Source organism: Vibrio sp. RE86 (genome assembly GCF_013114545.1).
Lineage (GTDB): Bacteria > Pseudomonadota > Gammaproteobacteria > Enterobacterales > Vibrionaceae > Vibrio.
This window is the reverse complement of record NZ_VTXI01000024.1, coordinates 25061-51385: the sequence shown is the minus strand read 5'-3', so window position 1 is coordinate 51385 and position 26325 is coordinate 25061. Positions and strand designations below refer to the sequence as shown.

Genomic DNA, 26325 nt, shown 5'->3' with positions numbered 1-26325 from the left:
CGCTTTTAGTATAACGCCTCTGAGATTGAATAAAAATGACACAAAAAAGGCGACCATTTGGCCGCCTTACTAGAGATTGATTTTTTACTTGTCAGCTAAACGCTTTTGCATCTTTTCTGCACACTTGTCAGCACGCTCTTGAGAAAGCTCTACAAATTTCTCTTTTTGCTCAGGAGTCAAAATACTTAGCATTTGGTGCTGCTTCTCTAGCATCTTCACTTTACGCTCAGTTTGTTTTTCTACCATCGCTTTTGCCAGCTCGTTTGCGGCTGCTTGGTCAAAGTTATCCGCTAGCACTAGCTCTTGCACTTTCGCTTTTTGCGCTTGCATTTCAGCATGGCGAGCTTCGAAGTTCTCTTTAAAGTTTGCCTTCATTTCTGCCTTGCCCGCTTCACGCATCTCTTTAAGCTGATCTTTTTGTGCATCCGTTAGGTCAAGCTTGCGCAGAACTTTATGGTTGAAACCACCGCCACACTCGCCGTGACCGCCTTTCTTACCGTCTTTCCCACCGAATGCAAAAGCACTTGCTGTACCAAGAGTTAGAGGAACTACCACAGCCGCCAATACTAATTTCTTTGCTAATTTCATAATCATACCTTTCACTTAATCTATTGGATTGTGCTGCGGTTCTCTGCAGCGCTTGAGTATAGAATACGACCTGCTATGTAAAGTGACGTCTAGAGAGCGTAAAGAATCGTAAAGAGCAACATTGACGCTAAATCTCTGGTTCAATTAGCAGTAATATAACGGTAACCAAATTGCGTAGAGACTTTTGTTATGCCACATATTCTATTGATTGATGATGACACCGAGTTGACGAGCCTTCTAAAGGAAGTGCTGTCGTTTGAGGGGTTTGATGTTTCAGAGGCAAACAATGGTGAAGAGGGACTTGAACTATTAACTGACGACATTGACCTGATTCTGCTCGATGTGATGATGCCAAAACTCAACGGCATGGAGACACTAAAACGCCTGAGAGAATCATGGGAAACACCTGTATTGATGTTAACCGCCAAAGGTGAAGAGATTGATCGAGTGATCGGGCTAGAACTCGGTGCTGACGACTACTTACCTAAACCTTTTAGCGATCGTGAGTTACTGGCACGCATCCGCGCTATTCTGCGTCGCACAGCAAGCAACAACACTAAACCCGCGAAACACTCAGACTGTATTGAATACCAAGACATTCAGGTGTACCCAGGTAAGCAAGAAGCCTATTGCCAAGGCGAACTAATGGATCTCACCTCAACTGAATTTGCATTGCTGAGCCACTTTATCCAAAACCCAGGCGAGACGATAACCAAAGAAGCACTAAGCCTTGATGTCCTTGGTAAACGTCTAGCGGCATTTGACCGTGCGATTGATATGCATGTCTCGAATCTGCGCAAAAAAATTCCAGAACGTGATGATGGCAAATCGCGTATTAAGACCATTCGTGGTCGTGGTTACCTTCTCGTCGAGGAGGATTAATGCGCTTACCGAAAATCACTAGCTTGTATGGCCGCATTTTTGCCATCTTTTGGTTTACGATGTTTTTGGTGCTGGTTGCCGTATTATCTTTGCCACATCTTGATCCAAGAAAAGCACGCGACATTCCCGCTGATCACTATGATCGCTTGCAGGAATTAAAGTCCAACATCGAACGCAAGTATCAAAATGAAGATAACCTTGCCAAAGTGCTTTATCGATTAGAAGGCCCAAAGCGCTCTCCAAAAGATCCTCGCCCTCGCTTTTTCGTCACCGACTTGGATGGCAATATCCTCACCACTCAAGACCGAAAAAACTACAAGTATCGAGCACTGCAAAACTTCATCACCAGTGTTGAGGTGCCCGGCCAACCGCAACAAAAACTTTACGGACACTATATGGTGGCAGGCCCGATTCCGGTCACACTCGCCAAAGAAGATTTGCTGCTTTATGTCGGCGTGAAGTGGAACCAACCACCGCCGTTTTTACTGCGCATGTTTGATCGACCATTCCAACTCTTGTTTGCAGTCATGTTTGTCAGCACACCGCTACTCTTGTGGTTAGCTTGGGCACTCAGCCAACCTGCACGTAAACTAGAACGTGCGGCGAAGCGTGTTGCCAAGGGAGAGTTTGTCGTCGACCCTGAGTTAGAGAAAGGTACCAGTGAGTTCCGTCAAGCAGGGGCAAGCTTTAACCAAATGGTCGAAGCGGTGAATCAGATGATTTCAGGGCAGCAACGGCTACTGTCGGACATCTCTCACGAATTACGCTCTCCCTTAACTCGTTTACGCATGGCAAATGCTCTAGCCACTCGTAAGCAAGGTGAAAGTCCAGAGCTGACTCGAATTGATACCGAAGCCCAACGTTTAGAGCAGATGATTGGTGAGCTGTTGGAGCTCTCTCGTATGCAGGTCGATAGCCACCTAACGCGAGAAGAACAACCTATGGCAAGCCTATGGGAAGCGATTCTTTCTGATGCGCAATTTGAAGCCGAGCAGATGGCAAAAAACCTCACCTTCAATTCGATTCCTGAAGGGGTGATTTCTGGCAATCCAAAGCTACTGATGAGTGCCGTGGATAACATTGTTCGCAACGCCATTTACTACGGTAAAGATCAAATCGAAGTTACTTTCACTGAGTCACACCAGCAAGTAATGATCGCGGTCGATGATAATGGTGAAGGCGTCCCTGATCATGAGTTAGAGGCTATCTTCCGCCCGTTCTATCGCGTTTCAACCGCCCGAGACAGACACAGTGGTGGGACAGGGCTAGGTCTAACAATTACCGACAGTGCTATTCGTCAACATAGCGGTAGTATCACAGCCAAACGTAGCAAGCTTGGTGGATTAAGAGTCGAAATCACGTTACCACTGAGCAATGATAAATAACCATACAAAATAGACAGTTGATAATGGATCTCATTATCATTTAAAGTAAATCCTTCAATTACGGAGGATTTACTATGTCTCATACGTTTCCAGAACTTCCTTACGCTTACGATGCTCTTGAGCCGTACATCGATGCAAAAACCATGGAAGTCCACTACAGCAAACACCATCGCACTTACTTCGATAAGTTTGTAAACGCAGTTAAAGGCAGTGACTTGGAGTCTGCCTCGTTAGAGGAGATCTTCGCGAATATCTCTCAGCACTCTCCTGCTGTGCGCAATAATGGTGGTGGTTACTATAACCATGTTCTTTACTGGAATTGCATGACCCCGAACGGTGGCGGAGCACCAGATGGTGACTTAGGACAAGCTATTGTTGACACATTTGGCAGCTTTAAGCAGTTTCAAGAGCTCTTTACTGAAGCGGCAATCAATACCTTTGGTTCAGGCTTCGCTTGGCTTGTCGTTAAAGACGGTGCATTGCACATTGCTTCGACCAGCAATCAAGATAACCCCCTAATGGATGTTTCAACAGTACAAGGGGAGCCGATCTTAGCTCTCGATGTTTGGGAACACGCCTACTACATCAGCTATCAAAACCGCCGACCAGATTATATTGACGCTTGGTGGAATGTGGTTAACTGGGATGCTGTCAGCGAGAATTACGCCGTCGCACTAGCCCAAGGGAAATAAAATTCAACACAAAAACTCACAACGTCAGGCTTGGCGGTTTTCAGAAGCCGCCTTATACTTTCCCGCTCTATTCATTCTAAGATAAGAAAGCTGAATCATGTTTGATATCGCCCTTTACGAGCCCGAGATTGCCCCTAACACAGGAAATATTATTCGCCTTTGTGCTAACTGTGGTGCGAACTTACATTTGATTGAGCCACTAGGGTTTGATTTAGAAGAGAAAAAAGTACGTCGAGCAGGCCTCGACTACCATGATCTTGCCCGCGTTACGCGCCATAAAAATTACCAAGCTTTTGTTGAGTACCTAGAAAAAGAGCGTGGGGATTACCGCATTTTCGCCTGCACAACTAAGACGACAGGCCATCACGTTGATGCAAACTTCAAGAAAGGTGATGTCCTGCTATTTGGCCCAGAAACTCGCGGCTTACCTGCAGAGCTAATTGATAGCATGCCAATGGAGCAACGTATCCGTATTCCAATGATGCCAGATGCTCGCAGCTTAAACCTTTCCAATGCGGTCGCAATCATAGCTTTCGAGGCATGGCGTCAAATGGGCTTTGAAGGCGCGCAGTAACAAGTATCTAAATATAAAAAAACGGACTCAAGCGAGTCCGTTTTTTATATTTTCTTAAAGCGCTAAATCTATGGGCGAGCAACAAAGCCAACTGCTTCGTATGCTTTCTTTAGCGTCTCTGCTGCGCGAGCTGATGCCTTCTCCGCACCCTGCTTCATCACTTGATCCATGTAAGCACGGTCAGCTCGGATACGGTGGTATTCCGATTGGATAGGCTCTAGCATCTCAACGATCGCTTGACCAACATCTTTCTTAAATGGACCGTACATTTCAACGCCTTGGTACTTCGCTTCGATCTCTTCAAAGCTCATGCCCGTTGCTGCTGAATACAGACCCATTAGGTTAGAAATACCCGCTTTGTTATCCCAATCATGTGCGATACGTGGTGGTGTCTCAGCATCTGTCTGAGCTTTGTTAATCTTTTTGATGATTGACTTAGGCTCTTCAAGCAGAGTGATAACGTTCTTACGGTTATCGTCTGACTTAGACATCTTCTTCGTTGCATCTTGCAGGCTCATAACACGCGCATTCACAGTAGGAATGTACGGCTCTGGTACTTGGAAGATTGGTTGCTCTGGCGAGTAGATGTTGTTGAAACGGTTTGCGATATCACGCGCTAACTCTAGGTGCTGTTTCTGATCGCTACCCACTGGCACTTGGTGCGCGCCGTAAAGAAGAATGTCAGCGGCCATCAGTACTGGGTAATCAAACAGACCCACGTTTACATCACCAAATTGGCTAGATGAATCTTTTGAGTAACGCGCAGATTTGTCTTTAAACTGAGTCATACGGCCCAGTTCACCCATCTGGGTGTAACAGTTAAGAAGCCAACCAAGTTGAGCATGCTCTGGTACATGTGACTGAACAAATAGCGTGCTCTTTTGCGGATCAACACCAACAGCGAGACAAATTGCGAGTGCATCTAGAGTCGCTTCATGCAGTGCTTTCGGGTCTTGGCGAACCGTAATCGCATGAAGGTCTACTACACAGTATTGGCAATCGTAGTCGTCTTGCATCTGCTGCCATTGACGTAGAGCACCCAAGTAGTTACCGATACTTAGTTCACCTGATGGTTGAACACCACTCAATACAATGGGTTTGCTCATGGGAATAATTCCTTTGACTTCTTATTACGAATAAATGAAAAAAACCGTGTGAACACAGGTAGTCATTACCTCATCACACGGTTTACTCAGTGTACTCATTAACGAGTATTTTGAAAGATCTTTTGTTGCGATTACGCTGAAACAGCGACAGCTTCGACTAAATCTGCGATGGTATCTGCGACATAATCAGGGTTGGACGCAGAAATAGGCTCACCATGGTTGTAGCCGTATGTCAGGCCAAACGAATGACAACCTGCGTTTTTCGCCGCTTTGATGTCATTGCTTGAGTCACCCACCATCATCATTTCATCAGCTTGGCAGTGATGTTTTTCTAGCAACCAGTTGAGTGCCATCGGGTTCGGTTTCTTCTCAGGGAAGGTGTCACCACCAATCACATCGACAAAATACTTATCGATACCGTGCTTAGCCAAAACTTCAGGCACAAACTTCGATGGCTTGTTGGTCACAAGCGCCATGGTAAAACCCGCTTTGTGTAGCTCTGCTAAAGTCTCTTTCACCGCAGGGTATAGGTGGCTAAGTTTGTGGCCACTTTTTTCGTAGTAGTCATCAAACAGCACTCGTGCTTTTGCGTGCAACTCTGGGTCGAGGTTTGGAGAGAGTGTCAAACTGCGGCTAAGCGCTCGACCAATAAGAATATCAGCCCCATTGCCTACATAGTCACGAACTTGTTCTTCAGTGACGGCTGGGTAACCTAATGCCTGCACAGCTTGGTCAGCCGCAACGGCTAAGTCTGGCACGCTGTCGAGTAGCGTACCGTCTAAATCAAAAGCGATTAATTTAATGTTGCTCATCGACTTACTTCACCTTTGCCAATTCTGCGCGCATTTGGTCGATCACTTCTTTGTAATCTGGCTGGTTGAAGATAGCAGAGCCTGCAACAAACATATCCGCACCCGCTTCTGCGATCTCTTTGATATTGTCCACTTTCACACCGCCGTCGATTTCTAGGCGAATATCGCGGCCTGATTCGTCGATCAACTTACGTACAGCACGCAGCTTATCAAGCGTCTTAGGGATGAACGACTGACCACCAAATCCAGGGTTTACCGACATCAGAAGGATCATGTCAACTTTATCGATGATGTACTCAAGGTGAGCAAGTGGTGTCGCTGGGTTTAGTACTACACCTGCTTTACAGCCGTGCTCTTTGATCAGTTGTAGAGTACGATCAACGTGCTCTGATGCTTCAATGTGGAACGTGATCATAGATGCACCCGCTTTAGCAAAATCAGGGATGATGCGGTCAACAGGCTTTACCATTAGGTGAACATCGATAGGTGCTGTGATGCCGTAATCACGTAGTGCCTGACAAATTGGCGCACCGAAAGTTAGGTTAGGTACGTAGTGGTTGTCCATTACGTCAAAGTGAACCACATCGGCACCTGCTGCGAGTACTTTTTCTACGTCTTCGCCAAGACGAGCCATATCTGCAGACAAAATCGATGGAGCGATAAGGAAATCTTTCATACCTGACCTCTAGTATTAGTTGGCATCATTGCACACTGAAGAATCTTTGCGCGCAATTCTACCTAAGCTAAAGGTCAGAAGATAGGGAGAGGGGATGAAATGTCGCTATTTGTCGTCGGTAGGTTTGAATAGTGCTAGAAGTTCATCAACCTTGTTGCGCCCTGCTCCATTTCGGCTAATGGTTCTCTTCACCTTGACCACATTTAGCTCTGCGCCATGATACAAACGGCGAGTCAGAGTCGTATCGTGATTTGAAATAAGCACTGGGATACCACGCTCTAGCGCAGCACGCTCTGCGACATCAGCCAGTGCAGCTTGGTCATCAAGAGAGAAGCCGTTACCCGCATAAGAGGTAAAGTTTGCAGTTGTTGAAAGCGGTGCATAAGGCGGATCGCAATAGACCACACTGCCTTTGCGTGCGCGCTTAAAAGTATCGGTATACCCTTCACACACGAACGTCGCTTTTTTCGCTTTCTCGGCAAAGAACTCTAACTCGGCTTCTGGGAAGTACGGCTTTTTGTAAGAACCAAATGGGACATTAAAGCCGCCCTTTTTGTTGTAACGGCACAAGCCATTAAAGCCAAAGCGGTTCATATAAAGAAAAGCCAGCGAGCGGTACATCACATCATCAGTTGCATTGAACTGAGTGCGAACATCGAGATACGCTTCTTTGCGGTTATTCTCAGGGCAGAACCAACGTTTTGCTTCCGAGATATAGGCTTGAGGGTCCTCTTTGAGCAGGTTATAGAGATTAATCAAATCTGGGTTGATATCAGCCAGCAGATACTGCTCATAGTCAGTATTCAGAAATACAGAACCAGCACCAACGAACGGCTCCACCAGCTTACGAGCTTCTGGCAAGTGACGCTGGATATCTTCGACAAGTCCGTATTTTCCACCTGCCCATTTCAGGAAGGCACGCTGCTTCTTCATCTACTGCTCTATCTATCAACCATAAATTAAGGCTGCGGAATGTAACATATTTTGTAATTAATCTCAGACTATTTTCTGGCGGCTAAGAGAAATCTAGTTGTCTTGGCTTCCACGTTCAATTTCACGTTGAACTTGATTGAGAGATTTAGCCCATGGCTCTAGATTTTGTAGCGTATCAGGCAGTGCTTGAACCGCGTCTCGAGCCACTTGAATGGTTGGGTAGTTTTGGTAGGTCACAATATACCAATCAACGTCATTGCGAACCGTTGGGTAGATGAATACGTCATTTGCAAGATCGTACTGTTCAATAAACAGCTGAACTTCTTCAAGTGAGTTAACCGCCGCTAGCTGCAACGTGTAACTCCGAGGTGAGAAGCTTTTTAACTCATCTTTAGTAAACGAGAAGGTAATCACGGTAGGTTGATTCTCTTGAGGAGCCTCTTGTACCTCCGCTTCAACCTGATCAGGACTAGTGTTGCTATCCGTTTCGCTCACTGGCTGAGCCGACTGATCGATAACCTGCTCAATGTTGCTAGTATCAACACTTTCCGCTTTGCCATCCATCAGTGCATCAACCACATCGGAAGTAATGACGACTCGCTGAGTATCAATTTTCGAATTGCCGACACTGGATACATTTTCTGTCACATCAGGTGGCAGAGCTTGTGAGTCGTCTTCAGCGTTTTCTAAAGTCGGGTCGACCACCACTTCTGGGTTGATGATCACGACGTTCTCACCATTTGAAACGGTCTCGTCAGGCAGAGTAGGAATCACGGTTTGTTCAATAGATTCTGTTATCTGTTGCGCTTTATCATCTGGAGATGGTTGCATCATCATCCAGTAATAGCCCCCACCGATGAGTACCAGTAAGGTAATCACCAATAGAGCAATATTGATCGGAGAACCCACAATTGAGCGGATAATGATCCTTTTTTCCACTTTATAATCCCCTAAAGCCATGATCTCACCTGGTCGGCGAGCGACAGTACGATATGCATTACGCACTCGTTTTTCCATATCATCTTCGACAAATCGAATCACCAATTGTTCAAAAAATCGATCGGCCTCAGCTTGGCTAAGTGTTTCAATTTCAAGATCAATCGGCTTATGTTCCTGCCCGTAACTGAGGCGAGTCAGCAGAGCATCTAAACTGCTTGGTTGAGCGAAAAGCAAGACATTGACTGTCCAGCCTGGATTAACCTGAGCTTCCAGCACCAGCATCCAAAGCTCAGAGATAAACGACTCAGTCAAACGGTGAGCATCATCAATGGCGATGACCACATCGCACACCTCTCCATCCATCAAGCGAGTGAAAGATTCCACAAGAGAGTCTGCAGGGTTAAATAATGGCTCTGAGATTAACTGAGTGAGGATGGTTGAACGTCGTTGTTCATCCCCTTGATTGGGGTAACACATCAGTAAGGATTGGTTTTTGTCCTGAGCCCAAGACTCCAAATAGTGCTGCGCCAGCCACGTTTTACCCGCCCCTTGCGCTCCGGCAATGGTAACTAGGTTAGAACCGAAGTTGGTAAGTAACTGTAAACGCTCTAATAGCTCTATCTGAGAATCTAGCTCCAACATACGAGGAGCATGCGTCAAGCTCATTTCCGAAATCCTAATAAAAATGCGTACAGCACCAATTTACCTAAGCTCAATGAACACTCGATAGCAAGGTAAATTGGTACTACAAACCCAATGATTTAAACAGTGCGGGCGAAGTCGATGGCTTGTTCGATAATCGACTCAGGCACACCTTTTACCACTTCAGCCGTACCAATACTGGTTGGTAGAACCAAGCGAAGCTCACCCGAAAGCACCTTCTTGTCACGCATCATGTGCTTCATGAAGTCTGCGAATGACATCTGCTCTGGAGTGTGAACGGGTAGATTTGCTCTCTTCAGTATAGAGAGAATTCGCTCAACTTGCTCTTCAGTGATAAGTCCTTGAAGCTGCGCTGTTTTCGCTGCCATGATCGTACCCGAAGAAACCGCTTCGCCGTGTAACCAATTACCATAACCTAGCTCAGCTTCAATCGCATGACCAAATGTATGACCTAGGTTCAGCAATGCGCGAATTCCTGACTCTTTTTCGTCTTGAGCGACCACTTCAGCCTTAATTTCACAACAGCGGGCAATCGCATACGTCAGAGCTTGCTCATCAAGTTGGTACAGTTTATCGAGGTTTTCTTCTAACCAAACAAAGAACGCTTGATCGTAGATGATGCCATACTTGATCACTTCTGCGATGCCTGCCGCGAACTCACGCTCAGGTAGCGTCTTCAAACAATCGGTATCGATGATCACCGCTTTAGGTTGGTAGAAGGCACCAATCATGTTCTTGCCTAGCGGGTGGTTAACCGCGGTTTTACCACCAACAGACGAGTCCACCTGAGAAAGCAACGTCGTTGGGATCTGAATAAAATCGACACCACGCTGATAACACGCGGCCGAAAAACCAACCAAATCACCAATCACACCACCGCCAAGCGCAATCACAACGACATCACGCGCAAAGTTACCTTCAAGTAGGTAGCTCATTACCGTGTTAAACGTTTCTAGTGATTTGTACTGCTCGCCATCAGGCAGTTCAAGCAGAGAAGCTTCGCAACCTAACTGGTCAAGAAGGGAGAGGATTTTATCAGCATAAATCGGAGCAACCGTGACATTAGAAATCACAACCACTTTTTGTTTTGCTGACAAGAAAGAAAGGTGGGCCGGATCAGTAAATAATCCGGCGCCAATTGAGATTGGATAGCTACGTTCGCCTAGGCTGACCGTAATCCGTTCCATGGGTATTCTCCAATTGCTAAAAGTCTTAACGTTCTTCTAGCATTTTTACGATCTGGTTGGCTACCACTTTTGCACTTTGATCGTCTGTACGTACTGTGTAATCCGCAATTTCTTCGTAAAGTGGGTTACGTTCTCCAGCTAGAGACTCTAACACTTCACGTGGATCATCAGTTTGTAGTAATGGGCGCTTCTTGTCGCGGTTTGTACGAGCAAGTTGCTTTTCAATTGTTGTTTCTAGGTAAACAACAATGCCACGCGCAGAAAGACGGTTGCGGTTTTCTTTGCTCTTAATTGAACCACCACCTGTAGCAAGTACGATACCTTGCTCTTCAGTTAGGTCATTAATCACAGATTCTTCGCGCTTGCGGAAACCATCTTCGCCTTCAACATCAAATACCCAAGCGATATCTGCGCCAGTGCGTTCTTCAATAACGGTATCAGAATCAACAAACTCCATGTGAAGTTGTTGAGCTAGGTGTCTACCGATTGTGCTCTTGCCGGCACCCATAGGGCCAACAAGGAAAATATTGCGTTTCTCAGCCATGTTTAGCAGTAATTTACAACGTTAATTCAATGACATCGCCACAAGAAAAGCCGATTAGGAATCAGCAATGGAGATGCTTGTGGCACCGTTTCCTCACAGATAGATCGTGATAAGACCCGAAATTATCTAGATAAGGTGCCATTAATGCAAATTTATTTTTTCACCAAATGGAATTATTACTGAATTACCACTTTTGGTGTAACAAAAATCAGCAGCTCACTCTTACCCATTTGTTGATAAGTTCGTTTAAAAAGTGCCCCTAAAACAGGCAGATCGCCAAGCAGTGGCACCTTATCGACCGCATCAGTCACACTGTGTTGGAAAATTCCCCCAAGAACTACCGTTTCGCCATTATTGACCAGTACTTGTGTCCCGATGCGCTGTGTATTAATCGCTACCGCTTCACCAGTGCCTGTCTTAACGATATCTCCTGGTCTATCTTGGGTAACACTCAGATCCAACACTAAACGATTGTCAGGGGTGATTTGTGGGGTCACTTTGAGACTGAGTACTGCTTTTTTAAATGCAACACTTGTTGCCCCACTAGAAGACGATTCAAGATATGGAATTTCGGTACCCTGCTCAATATAAGCGGGCTTTTTATTGGTGGTAATCAATCGTGGGCTAGAAATGACTTCAGCCTTTGATTCTCGCTGTAATGCCGAAAGCTCGAGGTCCAATAGCATATCGGATCCCAATTTAGCGACTTGAAAGGCGATGGTTGATGCGTTGGCTGACGTGGCCGCCAGATTCACATTGAGCATATCGTCAATCGGCACAAACCCATACACATTGTCTTCGATACTACCGCCAATTGAAGTACTGCCGTTGGTATTACTGTAACCCCAACGAACCCCTAACTCATCCAAGTTACCTTCGTTGACCGTCACAATACGTGCTTCAATCTGTACCTGCTTCACGGGCACATCTAGTGAATCTACGATTTCTCGAATGACATCAATGTTCTCTTGCAGATCACGAATCAGAAGTGCATTGGTTCGTTCATCAACACTCAGCGAACCTCGCTCAGACAGCATACTTAATGCTCCATCACCTCCAATCATATCGGCGATTTCAGACGCTTTAGCAAATTTCACTTTGACGATCTGCGAGCTGAGGTCACCAAGCTCTTCTTCCAAACGCGCTTTCTCTAAGATCTGCTGCTCTTGCGCATCTAACTCAGCTTTAGGCGCAACAAGTACGACATTGCCATCGACTCGTTTATCAAGACCTTTCACTTGCAGGATAATGTCCAATACTTGCTGCCAAGGCACGCCATCGAGGCGCAGGGTTAAGTTACCTGACACCGAATCTGAAACCACCAAGTTAAAATCGTTATAGTCAGCAATCAGCTGTAGTACGTTTCGTACTGGGATATCTTGGAAGTTGATGGAGATCTTCTTACCTTCTTTTTCTAAGATGCTTTTTTGCTTGGGTGCTTGTTGTTCTTTTACGGGCTTCACGACCACTTCTAGATAGGTGCCATTCAAGCTGTAGTCAAAGCTGTACTCCCCTTTTACCGCCGCAATGAGCAGTGCGCTGGGCTGCTTACGAAACACTTCGATCGATTCAACATTGGTCGCAAAGTCCTTCACATCGATAAGATATAGCTTGTCTTCAGGTACCTGAGTATTGAGAAGCTCAATACTTAACCCCTCTTGAGCTCTTTGTAGGTCAACTGCCACTCTGGGGTTTTCCAGTTGAACAATAATTTTTGCGTTTTGGTCTTTGTCTACCCGAAAGTCGATACTCTTTAGTAAGTTGGGGGCATTCTCCTCGGCTACAGCTAACACGGACACGCAAGCACAACATAGAACAAGTACCCCTTGCCTCAACCCGTTTATTAATCCATTAATCATTGTTCCATCTCAACCTTTAACATCTTACTTTAGAGCCAACTTAACGTTGCGCTTATTCCAACACCCCAATCCATCTGGCAGGGTTTCATTAATCTTTAAATACTTATCGGTGACTCGGGTAATCTTGCCGTTGTTCACCCCAATGTATTGGCCCGCATTGACCTTCACCACGGTGCCCGAGGGTGTTTGAACCAAAGCTGACACTTTTCCATTGCTGCTCATGACGCCTTTGAGTCTTAATTTACTTAGCGGATAACGTTCGAGTTTGCCGCTTTTGCGACGGTTAGTAGGCTGCCAACAATCCTTCTTCACTTTAGGCTGATTGACCACCAGAGCCGCTTGAGGCAAGACAAAAGGTTCACGTTGCTCGTGAGCAAGATATTGAGATGTCTGAAAATCAATCACTGGTGCTAGATCAATCACATCTTTACGAGCTCGCTTCTCTACATCGGCCACATAGCTATCCAATGACTCTTCATTCGCTTTACAACCAAAAAATACAGGCAGGAAAAAAAGGAGGTACGGCCATTTATTGCTCATCTTGCACCTCTGGCTTGAATTGGTAGGTGTAAGCACGCACCCTAAAATGCAAGGTGCTACTTTCTAAGCTCACTCGTTGCCAATAGACATCGTCGAAATTGATGATCCTAGGTAGCTCGGCAATCGCTTGAGTAAAACTGCCAATGTTGTGGTAGTCCCCCGTCAATTCGATATTCAAAGGGAGGCGGTAAAGGAACTCTTGATTCTGCTTTTTCCCCCAATCTATGCGGGTAAAGGTCAGCGAGTTTTTGAGCCCCACTTCATTCACAGAGGCCAACATGCTCGCAAGCTCTTTCGCCACGGGTAATTGGCGAGAAAGGTAATCGTAGCGCTCGGATAGCTCATCAAGCTGAGCTTGCAGTTTCGGCAGTGTCGCGACCTTATTGGCCTTAATCGCCAAGGTCGCCTTTAAGTTTCGTTCTTCCTGCTTGAGCACATCGATAGTCTCTATCTGGGGTTTTAGGTAGAACCAATACCCCGCCCCTTGAAGCAGAGCCACTAATAAAAAAATCACCAGCAATTGAGGAATCAAAGGCCATTCAGGGATCTCTTCAATGTCCAAATCTGTGTAACTAGCCATTCTGCTCTCCTTTTTTTACTGTCGAAGAGGCGAACACAAACGAAACATTAAACACCTGAAACTTTTTGCCGAAGCGTATTTTTCCATGCACGATGGAGTGCATTTCGACGTTTTTAAGTTGAGCAGATTTCTCTAAGTTATCGAGCATGGTTGCAAGCCGAGAGGTGGTATCGCTGATACCTGCGATCTCGATTCGTTGGCCATTCATCTTTATCTTGTCGACATAAACACCGTCAGGGATGAGTAGAGGAACTGCATTCATAAAATCGGTAGTTTTATTGCGGTTGACCTGCAGTTGCTCCACCACGGAGAGCCTCGTCAGTAAGGCCTTATGTTCCTGTTCGACCTTTTTAAGGGCGTGAATCTGTTTATCGAGCTGCCCGATATAGGATTTAAGGTAGCTGATACGAGAGTATTGCTGTTGGGACTGCTGCTCAAGATAGTTGCCCGCTATCCACTGCAAGCCAAACGCTAACAAGGCACCCAATAGCACCAATTGAAGGAAGCGCTTCTTATGGCGCGCTCTCAGCTCATCTCGCCACGGAAGAAGGTTAACGTTATGCAGCATGTTTATGCTCCAACCAATTTAACCCTCTCAATGCTAGCCCAACGGCGGTGCTGTAAGCATAATGATGACGGCCATCGCTATTAGATTTGACTCTTTTTTGCTCTAGGAGGCTTAACGGATCAAACAACTCACAAGGAAGGTTTAGTCTGCGGCTTATCTCTTCCGCCAACATAGGTGTCATCGCTCCGCCGCCGCATAACCAAATCCCCTCGATAGCGGAGCCATGTAAGGAAGCGAAAAGCTGCAATTGACGTTGAAGCTTTTCAATCAAGGCTCGAATAAATTGTTCGGTTGAATCGTGTATCAACGCACTGTCATATTTAAGCTGTTCAATTGTTTGAGTACCAAGAGGAATGTCTTTGCAAAAGGGGGCTTTATCATAGAAATCGATACACAAGCACGACTGGCTTAGCCCTACTTCAAGCATTACCCAGTTCTGTTTCTGATACTTCTGAGCGGCTAACTGCCATACCTGAGTTAATCCATGGGCTTGTACGTCCATCAAAACCGTTTGATACCCGGCCTTCTCAACCGCTTGTACACGACTCTCGATCAAATCTTTCTTAGTAGCGTAAACCTGATAGCTAGTCATACTTTGGCTAGCCGTTGAATCATCCAACGCCACAAAATCTAAAGTAAGTTCTTCAATAGGAAACGGAGATTGATGAGAGAAAGCTTGGAAGATCGCAAACTCTTTTTCTTGTCCTTCTAAATCCCTATCTATCTGTAATACTTTACTTATTACAGCGTTATCTGGGACAGCCAAAGAAACTTTGCGGCTAAATCTAGGTAGACCCTTTCTTAGTTCTTTGAGTTTCTTTACAATTTTCTGATAATTTAACATGTGGTTATCAGAGAAAATGTCCGATTCAATAGGCAACTCTTGATAACCTACAAGCGCATATGTGCCTTTGTATGGCTTGAGTACCACCGCTTTAATGCTGTGGTGCCCGATATCAATGCCTGTAACTAGTGATTTACCCATTTAGCTTGGCTCCGTACTTTTTGCTTTGCTCATAGGTTTAAATTGATGGTTAAATAAACGCATAAAAGTTGAGCTAGATTTTTTAGCTTAAAGTACAAGGGTTTGCATAAAGTGAACCCATTCAATCAGGGAATCTACGGTGAAGTTCATAAAGCGACTGTTTATATTCACATTGATTTGCATAATTCTTGGAGTCGGTACAATTTTCGGCTTCTATCTTTATGTGAAGCCCGAGCTACCAGATGTAGCCACACTCAGAGACGTTGAACTGCAAACTCCGATGCAGGTCTTTAGCCAAGACGGCAAGCTTATTTCTCAATTTGGTGAAAAGCGCCGTATCCCAGTTGCTTATGATGAGATTCCACGCCACTTGGTCGAAGCTCTAATTGCTACAGAAGATAGCCGTTTCTATGACCACCCAGGTATTGACCCAATCGGTATTACCCGTGCTGCCGTCGTTGTCGCGATGTCAGGATCTGCGAAGCAGGGCGCAAGTACCATTACTCAGCAGCTAGCGCGTAACTTCTTCCTCTCAAATGAGAAGAAGATCATGCGTAAAATCAAAGAGATCTTCATTGCTATCCATATTGAGCAACTGCTCTCAAAGCAAGAGATCATGGAACTGTATGTAAATAAGATCTTCTTAGGCTACCGTTCATACGGCTTTGGCGCGGCCGCTCAGACCTACTTTGGTAAAGAGCTAAAAGATCTCTCACTGAGCCAGGTGGCAACACTTGCTGGTATGCCTAAAGCGCCATCGACGATGAACCCAATCTACTCGATCGAGCGTGCAACGAACCGCCGTAATGTCGTTCTGCTACGTATGTTGGACGAGAAATACATCACTCAACAAGAGTACGATGAAGCACGCGCTGAAGAGATTATTTCCCGTTATCACGGCGCGGAAATCGAGCTTAGAGCACCCTATGTTGCAGAGCTCGCTCGTGCTTGGATGGTGTCACGCTACGGTGAAGATGCTTACACTTCTGGTATGAATATCTACACTACTGTCGATTCTAAACTGCAAAATGCAGCGAATGAGTCTGCAGTAAACAACCTGCTTTCTTACGATGAGCGTCATGGTTACCGCGGTGCTGAAAAGGTACTTTGGAAATCGGGTCAAGCTGTCTTCGATGAACAGAAGATCGAGAAAACGCTGAATAAAGTGCCAACTTACGGCAAACTCAAGCCCGCTGTTGTGACTAAAGTTGATAACAAACAAGCGACCGTTTGGGTGAAAGGTGAAGGTGTTCAAACTATCGATTGGGACGGCATTAAATGGGCCAGAAAATTCCTAACCGATGACCGCCAAGGCCCTGCTCCAAAACATGCCAAAGATGTATTGGCAGAGGGCGAGCAAATTTGGGTACGCCAAGTTGAGACAGCTGTCGAAGGCGAAGAGAATCAATTTGCATGGCACTTGAGCCAAGTTCCTAACGCAAACACCGCTTTCGTTGCGATGAACCCAGAAAATGGTGCAGTACTGTCGTTAGTTGGCGGCTTTAACTTTATCCATAATAAGTTCAACCGTGCGACACAATCTGTTCGTCAGGTTGGTTCGAGTATCAAGCCATTCATCTATTCTGCAGCAATTGATCAAGGCTTAACCCTAGCAACATTAATTAATGATGCACCGATCAACCAGTGGGATAAGAGCCAAGGTACGGCATGGCGACCAAAAAACTCGCCACCGACGTATACAGGTCCAACACGCCTTCGCATTGGTCTTGCTCAATCTAAAAACGTAATGGCTGTGCGTGTGTTACGTGACGTTGGCCTAGATGAGAGCCGTCAGTACCTTACTCGCTTTGGCTTCGACATCAACCAAGTTCCACGTTCAGAGACCATTGCCTTAGGTGCAGGTAGCTTGACGCCAATGAAAATGGCACAGGGTTACTCAGTATTCGCTAACGGTGGTTACTATGTTGAGCCTTTCTATATCAGTCGCGTAGAAGGCCCATACGGTGACCTAGAGTTTGAAGCAAAGCCTAAGAGTATCTGTCATCAGGATTGTCAGCAGCCAAGCACCATCAGCAACGAGTTTGCAGAGCAAGACATCGTTGACGAGTCAGAGCAGCCGCACTACGCGCCACAAGTGATTTCGGAGCAGACTGCGTTCCTAATGCGTGAAATGATGTACAGCAACGTGTGGGGTGGGGGTAATTGGCGTGAAGGCACTGGCTGGAACGGTACTGGCTGGCGAGCTCAAAAGCTTAAGCGTCGTGACATTGGTGGTAAAACCGGTACAACTAACGACTCGAAAGATGCTTGGTACAACGGTTATGGCCCAGGTATGGTCGCGGTTGCTTGGGTAGGTTTTGATGACCATAACCGTAAGTTAGGTCGCACTAAACCAAACAGTAACCTAGATAAGAATCAAATCTCTGGTGCAGAAGCTGGCGCTAAAACAGCTCAACCAGCATGGGTAGATTTCATGCATACGGCATTGGAAGGTGTCCCACAGCAAGAGAAACACATTCCTGAAAATATTGTTCGTGTTCGTATCGATCGAGATTCAGGCTTGCTGACCAATAAGTTTGATTCAAGCTCAATGTTCGAATACTTCCTAGATGGCACTCAGCCTACTGAGTATGTCTCTAGTGAAATTACAGACAGCATTTACACCTCAGAAGATGGGGATGAAGAGCTGTTCTAACTCGAACAAAAAGTAGCAAAAAGGCTGATGTTTCCCCATCAGCCTTTTTTATTTTTCAGTGCAGTAAGCTTAATAAATCTGTAGCTCATCTTGAATCGCTTGAGCAAGCTGCTCAAATCGACTGCGCAAAGGAGAACCTGGTCGGTAGGCTAAAACGATACTACGTGATGGCACTGGGTTCGTCGCTTTGACATAACAGACGCCATCTTTCTTCTTTTCTTTCGGCAAAGAGAGCTTTGGCAACAACGTAATACCAGCACCTGCGGCAACCATGTTACGCAGCGTCTCAAGACTCGTTGCTTTAAAGCGTTCATCATCTTTCGCGCCAGCAGCAAAACAGAAACCTAAAGCCTGATCACGTAAGCAGTGACCATCACCAAGGGCCAGTACCGTCTTGCCGTTGAGATCAAGCATGTCGACTTCTTCTAGCCCTGCCCACTCATGATCGCAAGGAACCGCGACACTTAATGGCTCGTTGTACACTTCTATCTCTTTAAACGCTGCCGTTTCAGCAACCGCTGCCAATACCAAACAGTCCAACTTGCCATCTTCAAGCTGACGAACTAACTGATGAGTTTGCGCTTCATGCAGATACAGCTCTAAATCAGGAAAGGACTCTTTCAACATCGGTACGATCTTCGGTAGCAAGTAAGGTCCCACCGTTGGGATAAAGCCGATGTGCATAGGGCCAACCATTTCACCGGCTTGCCCGCTAGCCATATCTTTAAATGTTTTGACCTCGGTGAGAATTCGCTTCGCTTGGTCCACCAGCTGCAAACCAGCATCGGTGAACAATACCCTACGGCTACTGCGCTCAAGCAAGGCGGTACCAATTTCATCCTCGAGCTTACGGATTTGACCACTCAACGTCGGTTGGCTAACAAAGCAAGCTTCCGCCGCTTTACGAAAGTGTTTGTGTTCAGCCAACGCGACTAAGTATTCAAAATCTCTGATATTCATTTTAGGCTCTCTTATCTCAGATAGAAAACATCTATCAAAACCATAGCATTAAACGATTAGAGCTATCAAAGGATTTCTTTAATAATAACTTCATCGAAACAGAGCACAGTCACTACACTGATAAGACTCAAAAACAAATTCAAAAAATAAAAAAGGAAATCACTATGTTTGCATCTAAAGAAGGTCAACACGTACCTCAAGTTACTTTCCCAACTCGCCAAGGTGACGCTTGGGTGAATGTAACAACAGACGAGCTATTCAAAGACAAGACCGTCATCGTATTTAGCTTGCCGGGTGCGTTCACACCTACCTGTTCATCAAGCCATCTACCTCGCTACAACGAGCTATTCTCAGTCTTTAAAGAGCACGGTGTGGATGAGATTCTATGTCTATCGGTAAACGATACGTTCGTAATGAATGCGTGGAAAGAGAACCAAGAAGCCGAGAACATTACCTTCATTCCTGACGGTAACGGCGAGTTCACTGATGGCATGGGTATGCTTGTTGACAAAGACGACCTAGGGTTTGGTAAACGTTCATGGCGCTACAGCATGCTGGTGAAAAACGGTGTGGTAGAGAAAATGTTCATCGAACCAAACGAGCCAGGCGACCCGTTCAAAGTTTCTGACGCTGACACTATGCTTAAGCACATTGCACCAGCATACAAAACACAAGAATCGATCACTGTATTCTCTAAACCAGGTTGTCCATTCTGTGTGAAAGCAAAACAAAACCTAATCGATCACGGCCTTCAGTATGAAGAGATTGTGTTAGGCAAAGATGCAACAACAGTGAGCCTACGTGCAATCACTGGCCGAGCGACTGTTCCTCAAGTCTTCATCGGTGGTAAGCACATCGGTGGTAGCGAAGAGCTAGAAACTTACTTAGGCTAATTGCGCGAGCAAAATCAGCCCAAACAAAAAAGGAAAGCGCGGTGCTTTCCTTTTTACTTTTCAATCAGAATATTAGCAACAACTGCTATTCTTCTCTGCTGCGATCACTGAGATCTCAACCAATAGAGCTTCACGCGCCATATCCGCTGTCACACAAGCACGAGCTGGAGCGTGGCCTTCAGGAACCCAAGCATCCCAAACCGCATTCATCTCTTGAAAGTCTTTCATATCTTTCAAGTAGATCGTCGCTGACAACATATGTTCTTTATCACTGCCAGCTTCAATAAGAAGCTCTTCCACTTTATCTAGCATGGTTTGAGTCTGCTCAGTGATGTCTTTTGTTGCATCAGCACACACTTGGCCACAAAGATAGATGGTACCATTGTGCTTAACAATGCGGCTCATGCGCTGCTTGGTCTGTTGACGTTCGATCATTTTTCTCACTTTTAAATTCGATTACGATACTCTATAGCAAGTAATGTTACCTAATTCGTATCACCATGACATGCCCTCACTGTAAAAATAACGGCTGGTTTTGGAAAAAAATCGGTCGCTGCCAACGCTGTATGAATCAACTCACTGTACTGTCAGTACTTTGTTGGGTGATATGGTGGTTTGTATTTAGAGATAGCCCGACGAGCATTGAGTCGATCGCGCTGGTAATGGCAGGTTTTGCCTTCAATGGCCTGCTATTTCTTCACTTATGGATGAGGTTTGTGATCTTGCCTTGGCGAAAACGCCACAGCCGAAAAGAATAAAAATCTTTGCTCAAAATAGTGGGGGCAAAGCGAGGCGGGAAAAAGAAAAAAGCCCCGTAACCAAATCTGGTCCGGGGCCTTCTTAGATTCTTCTAAGAAAAAGCAGTGGTACTTTAATAGACCCTGCCTTCCCTTATTAGTTCCCAAAAAACTTCGATCTTTTTTGATCTTTTTCTGAGTTCTTTTTATTCAACCAGTTACGCAACATTCACACGAGCGATCGACTGCTCGACTAAGTTCACTTCCAGCGCCACTTCATCACAAGCATGTTGACGTGGGCATTGGTCGCAATCTTTCAGCACTTTCTCAGGTAGAAGCGACTTCGATGTTGGCAAGAATGACTGCTTCATAAAGAACTCTGGAGTACGTGTCAATACAAAGACTTTCTTAATCGCCATTTCACGTGCTTTATCAACCAAGTATTGCACAATCGCACTGCCTTGCCCCTGACCTTGCCAGCCTGCTTCTATGCCCAGTGAGCGAATTTCTGCTAGCCCTGAGTCATAGACGTAGAGCGATGCACATCCAGTAACCTCACCATGGTGCTCTGCAACCGCAAAGGAGCCAATATCACGTACCAATTCACTGCGAGAGCGCGGTAAGTTTTCACCCATGTTGGCCCAGTAAGTCACCATACCTTCAAGCGATTCAATGTCAGTCAAACGTGCCGGACGGACATTCACAGCAGATGTATCACGCTTAGTCAAACGACCTTCCGCTTGTTCAACTGCATGTGCTACCTGCTTAGGTGAAACGCCACCCAATGCACTACGTTTTTCAAGACACGATTCAATCGTCAAAATGTCATACACATCTTCTTCAATCACCGGAGAAAACTCTTGCAACTCAGCAATAGAGAGCTCTTCAAGCGCGCAGCCTTTAGCAATAGCAGCAACTACGGTAACACCTACGATATGATGCGCTTCACGGAAAGGAATCCCTTTCGCGACTAAGTAGTCTGCGAGTTCAGTTGAGTTCGCGTAACCTTGCTTAGCCGCTTCTAGAGTACGTTCACCGTTTACTTTGATGCCATCAAAGCACAGTGCCGCCATCTCCATACAATCATTCCAAGTGTCCAGAGCATCAAACAGACCTTCTTTGTCCTCTTGCATGTCTTTGTTGTACGCAAGTGGCAGTGCTTTCACCGTCATCATCATACCCGCTAGCGAGCCATAAACACGGCCAGTCTTACCACGGATAAGCTCTAGTGCATCTGGGTTTTTCTTTTGCGGCATCAGTGATGAGCCTGACGTCACTGTGTCCGCTAACTCGATGAAGTTTGACTCACCAGAGTTATAGAAAATCATATCTTCCGCAAGACGAGATAGATGTAGCATTGAGATAGAAGCGATCGACATTAGCTCCATAACATGGTCACGATCGGATACAGAGTCTAGCGAGTTACGTGTTGCACGGCGGAAACCAAGATTGTGTGCCAGTTGCTCACGATCCATCGGGTAAGCGGTACCGGCAAGTGCACCCGAGCCCAGTGGGCAAGTATCAAGACGATAGATAGCATCACTTAGACGAGAATAGTCACGTTCGAACATTTCAACGTAAGCCAAACACCAGTGTGCAAAAGTGACTGGCTGGGCACGCTGTAAGTGCGTATAACCCGGAAGAACCGTACCTTGGTGCTCTTTCGCCACAGACACCATTTGTGCTTGCAGACGGTCAAGTGCCATAAGCAATTGTTGACCTTGCTGACGACACCACAGTTTTAGGTCAGTTGCCACCTGATCGTTACGTGAACGGCCAGTGTGCAGTTTTTTACCCAAATCGCCCACTTTGCCAATCAGCTGCTGTTCAACCCAAGAGTGAATATCTTCAGCGTCTGAACGTAGGATCTGATGCGGATCTTCCATCACTTCAAGCTTTAACTCGTTCAGTGCAAGCTCAAGTTTTTGCTGTTCTTCTTCGGTCAACACGTCTACAGACTGTAATGCCTTTGACCAAGCGATAGAACCTACGATATCTTGTTCAGCTAGTCGGTAATCGAAACGCAATGAGTCGTTAAAATCTTTGAATCTCGTATCTGCTGCTTGGGTAAATCTTCCACCCCATAATGCCATTGCGTATCTCCTGATTACCTATACTCACTATCGATAGTGAATTGCTGTTATTGCTTAGATTGACTCTGAATTGTATTCAGTATTTTATGATGGTTCAAAGTTACGGCAAATTAAATTAAAAATAAAGTATTAATTCACTTTTTTAACATATTTATTCATGAAAAGCGTTTAATCCCATTTGGAGAGACAAACAAAAAGCCCGCTTGCATACACAAGCGGGCTTTCTTATCTAAAATCTAGGTCAGATTATTTTTTCTGACTGTTTAGCGCACGGATGCGGCTAGATAGAGAGTAAAGGCGAATGAAGCCTTCAGCATGACTTTGGTCGTACACTTCGTCTTCACCAAAGGTTGCAAACTCTTCACAGTATAAGCTGTTATCTGAACGTTTCTGAGTCACAATTGCATGGCCTTTGTACAGTTTCACGACTACTTCACCATTCACATCTTGTGCTAGCTCTTCTGAAGCAGCAAGGATTGACTTACATAGTGGCGTGAACCAACGACCATCATAAACTAGGTGAGACGCTTTTACGCCGAGCTCTTCACGGAACTCAAACGCTGTTTTATCCAGAACAAGCTGCTCTACAGCACGTAGCGCTTCCATCATGATGGTGCCCCCTGGAGTTTCGTAACAACCACGAGACTTCATGCCTACCAGACGGTTCTCAACGATATCGATACGACCAACACCGTGCTTCACACCTTTCTCGTTTAAGTAAACCAGTGCGTTGTATGGCGTCATAGCTTCACCATCAACGGCAACAACGGCACCTTTCTCAACTTTCAGCGTAACGTATTCCGCTTCATTTGGAGCTTGCTCTGGATCGACTGTCCAAGCCCAGCAATCATCGTTTGGTGCATTCCATGTATCTTCTAGAACGCCACCCTCGGTCGAGATGTGCCATGCGTTAGCATCACGAGAGTAGATCTTAGTTAAAGATGCAGTACACGGAATGTTACGCTCAGCAAGGTAGTCTAGACACTCTTCACGGCTCACAAGATCCCATTCACGCCACGGTGCAATTACGTGTAGGTCTGGTGCTAGTGCTGCGAATGCGCCTTCAAAACGAACTTGGTCATTACCTTTACCAGTACAGCCGTGACATAGAGCGTCAGCACCTACTTTACGTGCTACTTCTACTTGAGCTTTAGCAATGATTGGACGCGCCATTGATGTACCCAGTAGGTATTTACCTTCGTAGTAAGCACCGGTTTTAAGCGTTGGGTAGATGTAATCTGCCACCATCTCTTCTTTAAGATCGGCGATGTAACACTCAGACGCCCCTGACGCTTTCGCTTTCTCTTCGATACCCGCTAGCTCTTCTTCACCCTGACCAACATCAGCAACGAAAGCCACTACTTCACAGTCATAGTTCTCTTTTAGCCATGGAATGATCACTGATGTATCTAGACCGCCAGAGTATGCGACAACTACTTTATTTACTTGAACTTTGCTCATTTTCTTTTCTCCAAAATCCCGGCGCTGCGCTTGGCGGTCAGTGCTACGGGTTACTTCCTATTAAATTCTATTTTGTTGGCTCTATGCGCTCCGCACTGAGCCGAAATACTTTGAGTTACAGTGGTAAAAACTGAGTACCGATACTCTCGCCCGCAAACAACTGAGTCAGTTTGTCTGGGTAACGCCACGTTGCTACTTCAATTGGTCGGCCTAAATCTTGTGCCGCTTCTAAAGCCGCATTTACTTTCACAATCATGCCGTCCGTAATGACCTGACCTGTGATCAAGTTTTGCGCTTCTTTTTCATCCAGTGATTTAATCAAGTGCCCTTTGCCATCCAGTACACCGCTCACATCAGATAAAAGAACCAACTCTGCGTCTAATGCGCCTGCAACTGCCACAGCCGCTTGGTCTGCATTCACATTCATCAGTTGACCTTGCGCTGTAAGGCCGATCGAGCTAATGATTGGCAAAGCACCCGTTTCTAAAACGGCCTGCAATACACTTGAATCACCTGGCGCCGCTTTTCCAACGGCACCCAGTTCAGGGTTTAGCTCTTCCACCTGACAAAGCCCACCATCGGCCAGGCTCAGACCAACAGCATTCAAACCATCTTTGATCGCTTGGCCTTGTAGTAGTTTGTTGGCCGTACCTGCTAATGCACCTGCAATAACAGGGATTTGGTCATAAGGAGTCACTCGCAAGCCATCTTTCTTTACTGTTTCCAGTTGTAGCTTCGCCATGAGATCGTCCACCAGATAACCACCTCCATGGACGATCACGATTCGTCGCTGAGCTTGTGCTTGATAGTTAGCAATTGCACCAAATACTTGGCTTAACGTCTCAGTACACGACAGTGCAGCACCGCCTAACTTAATCACTAATGGAGTTTGTTTGTTATCTGTCATCACTTATTCCTTCCCTGCTCAATTACACAAGAGCAGTTAGCTCTGGAAACCCGTAGTGGATGTTTACACATTGCATCGCTTGACTCGATGCACCTTTTAGTAAGTTATCAATCGCTGAAACAACGATGATGTGCTCACCTTGAACCTTCCAGCCAATATCGCAGAAAGGGGTATTTTCAACATTTTGTAGTGTCGGTAACTTTGAAGCCATTAAACGCACTGCACGCTTGCCTTGATAAGCCGCTTCAAACGCCGCTGAAATTTGTTCTTCCGTCACACCTGAGGCAAGCTTCATCGTAATCGTGGCCAGAATGCCACGCTTAAAGTTGCCGAGATGAGGTGTGAAGATCACGTCCGTACCCAGGTGAGATGCGATTTCTGGCTGATGACGGTGATTAAATACGCCGTAAGCTTGTAAGCTCACTTCGCAGAAGCTGTTGGTCATTGAAGCTTTTCTTCCTGCCCCTGACACACCACTGGTCGCATTGATCACTGGCCACTGATTAGAGTTAATCAGCCCTTGTTCAAGTAACGGTTTGATCGCTAACTGAGATGCCGTTGGGTAGCAACCAGGTACCGCAATTAATTGGCTTTGCTTGATACCTTCACTATTCCACTCTGCTAAACCGTAAGTGGCGTTATCTAGCCATGCCTCATGTTGATGCTCAAAACCGTAAAATTCGTTGTAGAAGCCTTCTTGCTTCACACGGAATGCACCGGACAAATCAAATACCTGACAGCCTTGTGCTAGAAAAATTGGTGCAAGATCATGGCTGACCTCATGCGCAGTAGCTAAGAAGATGACATCGCTTTGCTGAGCGACTGCCTGTGGATCTTTGAGAGGCTCAACCGGTTGTTCAACCACACCCGCCAGTTTTCCATGCAGTTCTGAGATGCACTTTCCAGCATCTAGACTATTGGCGGAAACATACAAACCTGATAGCGTAAGCTCAGGGTGTTTATGGACCATTAGGGCCAACTCCGCTCCGGTATAACCGCTTGCACCTATGATTGTGGTTTTAAGCATCTCTGACATCCATCTCTTACTCAAAATTGCCACTGCAGATAGTGACTATAAATTTAATTTATTTTGCTTTTATTGGTT

Annotated in this window: 26 protein-coding genes; 7 read left to right on the top strand and 19 right to left on the bottom strand. The window is 45.8% G+C overall.

What is annotated here, in order from left to right:
* Positions 1 to 84: 84 nt before the first annotated feature.
* Positions 85 to 588, bottom strand: coding sequence for a CpxP family protein (locus F0231_RS18280; RefSeq protein WP_171761132.1), 504 nt, complete (start codon positions 586 to 588; stop codon positions 85 to 87).
* A gap of 189 nt (positions 589 to 777) precedes the next feature.
* Here F0231_RS18280 and F0231_RS18275 point away from each other — a divergent pair, with 189 nt between their 5' ends.
* The 4 genes from F0231_RS18275 (at position 778) to trmL (ending at position 4121) form a co-directional block, all read left to right on the top strand.
* Positions 778 to 1470 (top strand): response regulator, encoded by a 693-nt coding sequence (locus F0231_RS18275; protein WP_171761131.1) that lies wholly within the window; start codon positions 778 to 780, stop codon positions 1468 to 1470.
* Positions 1470 to 2855 carry an envelope stress sensor histidine kinase CpxA gene (gene cpxA / locus F0231_RS18270; protein ID WP_171761130.1) on the top strand — a complete coding sequence of 462 codons (1386 nt, stop codon included), beginning with the start codon at positions 1470 to 1472 and terminating at the stop codon, positions 2853 to 2855. The genes F0231_RS18275 and cpxA overlap by 1 nt, the downstream gene beginning before the upstream one ends.
* A gap of 74 nt (positions 2856 to 2929) precedes the next feature.
* On the top strand, positions 2930 to 3547 hold the full coding sequence (locus F0231_RS18265) for a superoxide dismutase (RefSeq protein WP_171761129.1): 618 nt from the start codon (positions 2930 to 2932) through the stop codon (positions 3545 to 3547).
* 97 nt (positions 3548 to 3644) lie between these two features.
* Positions 3645 to 4121: a tRNA (uridine(34)/cytosine(34)/5-carboxymethylaminomethyluridine(34)-2'-O)-methyltransferase TrmL gene (gene trmL, locus F0231_RS18260; protein ID WP_171761128.1), complete on the top strand. Its 477-nt coding sequence runs from the start codon at positions 3645 to 3647 to the stop codon at positions 4119 to 4121.
* Positions 4122 to 4189: 68 nt separating this feature from the next.
* Here trmL and trpS read toward each other — a convergent pair whose 3' ends face one another.
* From trpS to pilM, 12 genes are all read right to left on the bottom strand, one after another.
* Positions 4190 to 5227: a tryptophan--tRNA ligase gene (gene trpS / locus F0231_RS18255; RefSeq protein WP_171761127.1), complete on the bottom strand. Its 1038-nt coding sequence runs from the start codon at positions 5225 to 5227 to the stop codon at positions 4190 to 4192.
* A 131-nt stretch (positions 5228 to 5358) separates the two neighbouring features.
* Complete coding sequence (locus tag F0231_RS18250) at positions 5359 to 6039, bottom strand: phosphoglycolate phosphatase (protein ID WP_171761126.1); 681 nt, start codon at positions 6037 to 6039, stop codon at positions 5359 to 5361.
* A gap of 4 nt (positions 6040 to 6043) precedes the next feature.
* The gene (rpe, locus tag F0231_RS18245) at positions 6044 to 6715 is read right to left on the bottom strand and encodes a ribulose-phosphate 3-epimerase (protein WP_171761125.1); all 672 of its coding nucleotides are present in this window, start codon (positions 6713 to 6715) and stop codon (positions 6044 to 6046) included.
* A 105-nt stretch (positions 6716 to 6820) separates the two neighbouring features.
* Positions 6821 to 7648: a Dam family site-specific DNA-(adenine-N6)-methyltransferase gene (locus tag F0231_RS18240; protein ID WP_171761124.1), complete on the bottom strand. Its 828-nt coding sequence runs from the start codon at positions 7646 to 7648 to the stop codon at positions 6821 to 6823.
* A 93-nt stretch (positions 7649 to 7741) separates the two neighbouring features.
* A complete protein-coding gene (locus F0231_RS18235; protein ID WP_171761123.1) occupies positions 7742 to 9253 on the bottom strand; it encodes an SPOR domain-containing protein in 1512 nt (503 codons plus the stop codon).
* Between the two features lie 95 nt (positions 9254 to 9348).
* Complete coding sequence (gene aroB, locus F0231_RS18230) at positions 9349 to 10437, bottom strand: 3-dehydroquinate synthase (RefSeq protein WP_171761122.1); 1089 nt, start codon at positions 10435 to 10437, stop codon at positions 9349 to 9351.
* 25 nt (positions 10438 to 10462) lie between these two features.
* A complete protein-coding gene (gene aroK / locus F0231_RS18225) occupies positions 10463 to 10981 on the bottom strand; it encodes a shikimate kinase AroK (protein WP_171761121.1) in 519 nt (172 codons plus the stop codon).
* A 176-nt stretch (positions 10982 to 11157) separates the two neighbouring features.
* Positions 11158 to 12840, bottom strand: a complete 1683-nt coding sequence (locus tag F0231_RS18220) for a type IV pilus secretin PilQ (RefSeq protein ID WP_171761120.1) — start codon at positions 12838 to 12840, stop codon at positions 11158 to 11160.
* 24 nt (positions 12841 to 12864) lie between these two features.
* Positions 12865 to 13380, bottom strand: a complete 516-nt coding sequence (locus tag F0231_RS18215; protein WP_171761119.1) for a pilus assembly protein PilP — start codon at positions 13378 to 13380, stop codon at positions 12865 to 12867.
* Positions 13370 to 13960 carry a type 4a pilus biogenesis protein PilO gene (locus F0231_RS18210; RefSeq protein WP_171761118.1) on the bottom strand — a complete coding sequence of 197 codons (591 nt, stop codon included), beginning with the start codon at positions 13958 to 13960 and terminating at the stop codon, positions 13370 to 13372. The genes F0231_RS18215 and F0231_RS18210 overlap by 11 nt, the downstream gene beginning before the upstream one ends.
* Entirely contained in the window at positions 13953 to 14528 is a 576-nt protein-coding gene (locus F0231_RS18205; RefSeq protein ID WP_171761117.1) for a PilN domain-containing protein, read from the bottom strand. The genes F0231_RS18210 and F0231_RS18205 overlap by 8 nt, the downstream gene beginning before the upstream one ends.
* Complete coding sequence (pilM, locus tag F0231_RS18200; RefSeq protein WP_171761116.1) at positions 14518 to 15513, bottom strand: type IV pilus assembly protein PilM; 996 nt, start codon at positions 15511 to 15513, stop codon at positions 14518 to 14520. Before pilM ends, F0231_RS18205 begins: the two co-directional genes overlap by 11 nt.
* Positions 15514 to 15652: 139 nt before the next feature.
* Here pilM and F0231_RS18195 point away from each other — a divergent pair, with 139 nt between their 5' ends.
* Positions 15653 to 18169 carry a PBP1A family penicillin-binding protein gene (locus F0231_RS18195; protein WP_171761115.1) on the top strand — a complete coding sequence of 839 codons (2517 nt, stop codon included), beginning with the start codon at positions 15653 to 15655 and terminating at the stop codon, positions 18167 to 18169.
* A gap of 69 nt (positions 18170 to 18238) precedes the next feature.
* Here F0231_RS18195 and oxyR read toward each other — a convergent pair whose 3' ends face one another.
* Entirely contained in the window at positions 18239 to 19129 is an 891-nt protein-coding gene (gene oxyR, locus F0231_RS18190; RefSeq protein WP_171761114.1) for a DNA-binding transcriptional regulator OxyR, read from the bottom strand.
* A 164-nt stretch (positions 19130 to 19293) separates the two neighbouring features.
* On the opposite strand from oxyR, the gene F0231_RS18185 reads away from it, so the two are divergent.
* Positions 19294 to 20022: a redoxin family protein gene (locus tag F0231_RS18185; RefSeq protein WP_171761113.1), complete on the top strand. Its 729-nt coding sequence runs from the start codon at positions 19294 to 19296 to the stop codon at positions 20020 to 20022.
* A gap of 72 nt (positions 20023 to 20094) precedes the next feature.
* On the opposite strand, the gene F0231_RS18180 is transcribed toward F0231_RS18185, so the two are convergent.
* Positions 20095 to 20457 carry a RidA family protein gene (locus F0231_RS18180; protein WP_171761112.1) on the bottom strand — a complete coding sequence of 121 codons (363 nt, stop codon included), beginning with the start codon at positions 20455 to 20457 and terminating at the stop codon, positions 20095 to 20097.
* A 65-nt stretch (positions 20458 to 20522) separates the two neighbouring features.
* On the opposite strand from F0231_RS18180, the gene F0231_RS18175 reads away from it, so the two are divergent.
* Complete coding sequence (locus tag F0231_RS18175) at positions 20523 to 20780, top strand: DUF3624 domain-containing protein (RefSeq protein ID WP_171761111.1); 258 nt, start codon at positions 20523 to 20525, stop codon at positions 20778 to 20780.
* A 197-nt stretch (positions 20781 to 20977) separates the two neighbouring features.
* On the opposite strand, the gene argH is transcribed toward F0231_RS18175, so the two are convergent.
* The 4 genes from argH to argC all read right to left on the bottom strand — a co-directional run bounded on the left by argH (position 20978) and on the right by argC (position 26247).
* The gene (gene argH / locus F0231_RS18170) at positions 20978 to 22852 is read right to left on the bottom strand and encodes an argininosuccinate lyase (RefSeq protein WP_171761110.1); all 1875 of its coding nucleotides are present in this window, start codon (positions 22850 to 22852) and stop codon (positions 20978 to 20980) included.
* 246 nt (positions 22853 to 23098) lie between these two features.
* Complete coding sequence (locus tag F0231_RS18165; RefSeq protein ID WP_171761109.1) at positions 23099 to 24313, bottom strand: argininosuccinate synthase; 1215 nt, start codon at positions 24311 to 24313, stop codon at positions 23099 to 23101.
* Positions 24314 to 24428: 115 nt separating this feature from the next.
* On the bottom strand, positions 24429 to 25220 hold the full coding sequence (argB, locus tag F0231_RS18160) for an acetylglutamate kinase (protein WP_171761108.1): 792 nt from the start codon (positions 25218 to 25220) through the stop codon (positions 24429 to 24431).
* Between the two features lie 22 nt (positions 25221 to 25242).
* Positions 25243 to 26247, bottom strand: a complete 1005-nt coding sequence (gene argC / locus F0231_RS18155; RefSeq protein ID WP_171761107.1) for an N-acetyl-gamma-glutamyl-phosphate reductase — start codon at positions 26245 to 26247, stop codon at positions 25243 to 25245.
* Positions 26248 to 26325: the final 78 nt, after the last annotated feature.

Coding starts and splice junctions, on each gene's coding strand:
- F0231_RS18280 (WP_171761132.1), bottom strand. CDS start 588: ATGAAATTAGCAAAGAAATTAGTATTGGCGGCTGTGGTAGTTCCTCTA.
- F0231_RS18275 (WP_171761131.1), top strand. CDS start 778: ATGCCACATATTCTATTGATTGATGATGACACCGAGTTGACGAGCCTT.
- cpxA (WP_171761130.1), top strand. CDS start 1,470: ATGCGCTTACCGAAAATCACTAGCTTGTATGGCCGCATTTTTGCCATC.
- F0231_RS18265 (WP_171761129.1), top strand. CDS start 2,930: ATGTCTCATACGTTTCCAGAACTTCCTTACGCTTACGATGCTCTTGAG.
- trmL (WP_171761128.1), top strand. CDS start 3,645: ATGTTTGATATCGCCCTTTACGAGCCCGAGATTGCCCCTAACACAGGA.
- trpS (WP_171761127.1), bottom strand. CDS start 5,227: ATGAGCAAACCCATTGTATTGAGTGGTGTTCAACCATCAGGTGAACTA.
- F0231_RS18250 (WP_171761126.1), bottom strand. CDS start 6,039: ATGAGCAACATTAAATTAATCGCTTTTGATTTAGACGGTACGCTACTC.
- rpe (WP_171761125.1), bottom strand. CDS start 6,715: ATGAAAGATTTCCTTATCGCTCCATCGATTTTGTCTGCAGATATGGCT.
- F0231_RS18240 (WP_171761124.1), bottom strand. CDS start 7,648: ATGAAGAAGCAGCGTGCCTTCCTGAAATGGGCAGGTGGAAAATACGGA.
- F0231_RS18235 (WP_171761123.1), bottom strand. CDS start 9,253: ATGAGCTTGACGCATGCTCCTCGTATGTTGGAGCTAGATTCTCAGATA.
- aroB (WP_171761122.1), bottom strand. CDS start 10,437: ATGGAACGGATTACGGTCAGCCTAGGCGAACGTAGCTATCCAATCTCA.
- aroK (WP_171761121.1), bottom strand. CDS start 10,981: ATGGCTGAGAAACGCAATATTTTCCTTGTTGGCCCTATGGGTGCCGGC.
- F0231_RS18220 (WP_171761120.1), bottom strand. CDS start 12,840: ATGATTAATGGATTAATAAACGGGTTGAGGCAAGGGGTACTTGTTCTA.
- F0231_RS18215 (WP_171761119.1), bottom strand. CDS start 13,380: ATGAGCAATAAATGGCCGTACCTCCTTTTTTTCCTGCCTGTATTTTTT.
- F0231_RS18210 (WP_171761118.1), bottom strand. CDS start 13,960: ATGGCTAGTTACACAGATTTGGACATTGAAGAGATCCCTGAATGGCCT.
- F0231_RS18205 (WP_171761117.1), bottom strand. CDS start 14,528: ATGCTGCATAACGTTAACCTTCTTCCGTGGCGAGATGAGCTGAGAGCG.
- pilM (WP_171761116.1), bottom strand. CDS start 15,513: ATGGGTAAATCACTAGTTACAGGCATTGATATCGGGCACCACAGCATT.
- oxyR (WP_171761114.1), bottom strand. CDS start 19,129: ATGAATATCAGAGATTTTGAATACTTAGTCGCGTTGGCTGAACACAAA.
- F0231_RS18185 (WP_171761113.1), top strand. CDS start 19,294: ATGTTTGCATCTAAAGAAGGTCAACACGTACCTCAAGTTACTTTCCCA.
- F0231_RS18180 (WP_171761112.1), bottom strand. CDS start 20,457: ATGATCGAACGTCAACAGACCAAGCAGCGCATGAGCCGCATTGTTAAG.
- F0231_RS18175 (WP_171761111.1), top strand. CDS start 20,523: ATGACATGCCCTCACTGTAAAAATAACGGCTGGTTTTGGAAAAAAATC.
- argH (WP_171761110.1), bottom strand. CDS start 22,852: ATGGCATTATGGGGTGGAAGATTTACCCAAGCAGCAGATACGAGATTC.
- F0231_RS18165 (WP_171761109.1), bottom strand. CDS start 24,313: ATGAGCAAAGTTCAAGTAAATAAAGTAGTTGTCGCATACTCTGGCGGT.
- argB (WP_171761108.1), bottom strand. CDS start 25,220: ATGACAGATAACAAACAAACTCCATTAGTGATTAAGTTAGGCGGTGCT.
- argC (WP_171761107.1), bottom strand. CDS start 26,247: ATGCTTAAAACCACAATCATAGGTGCAAGCGGTTATACCGGAGCGGAG.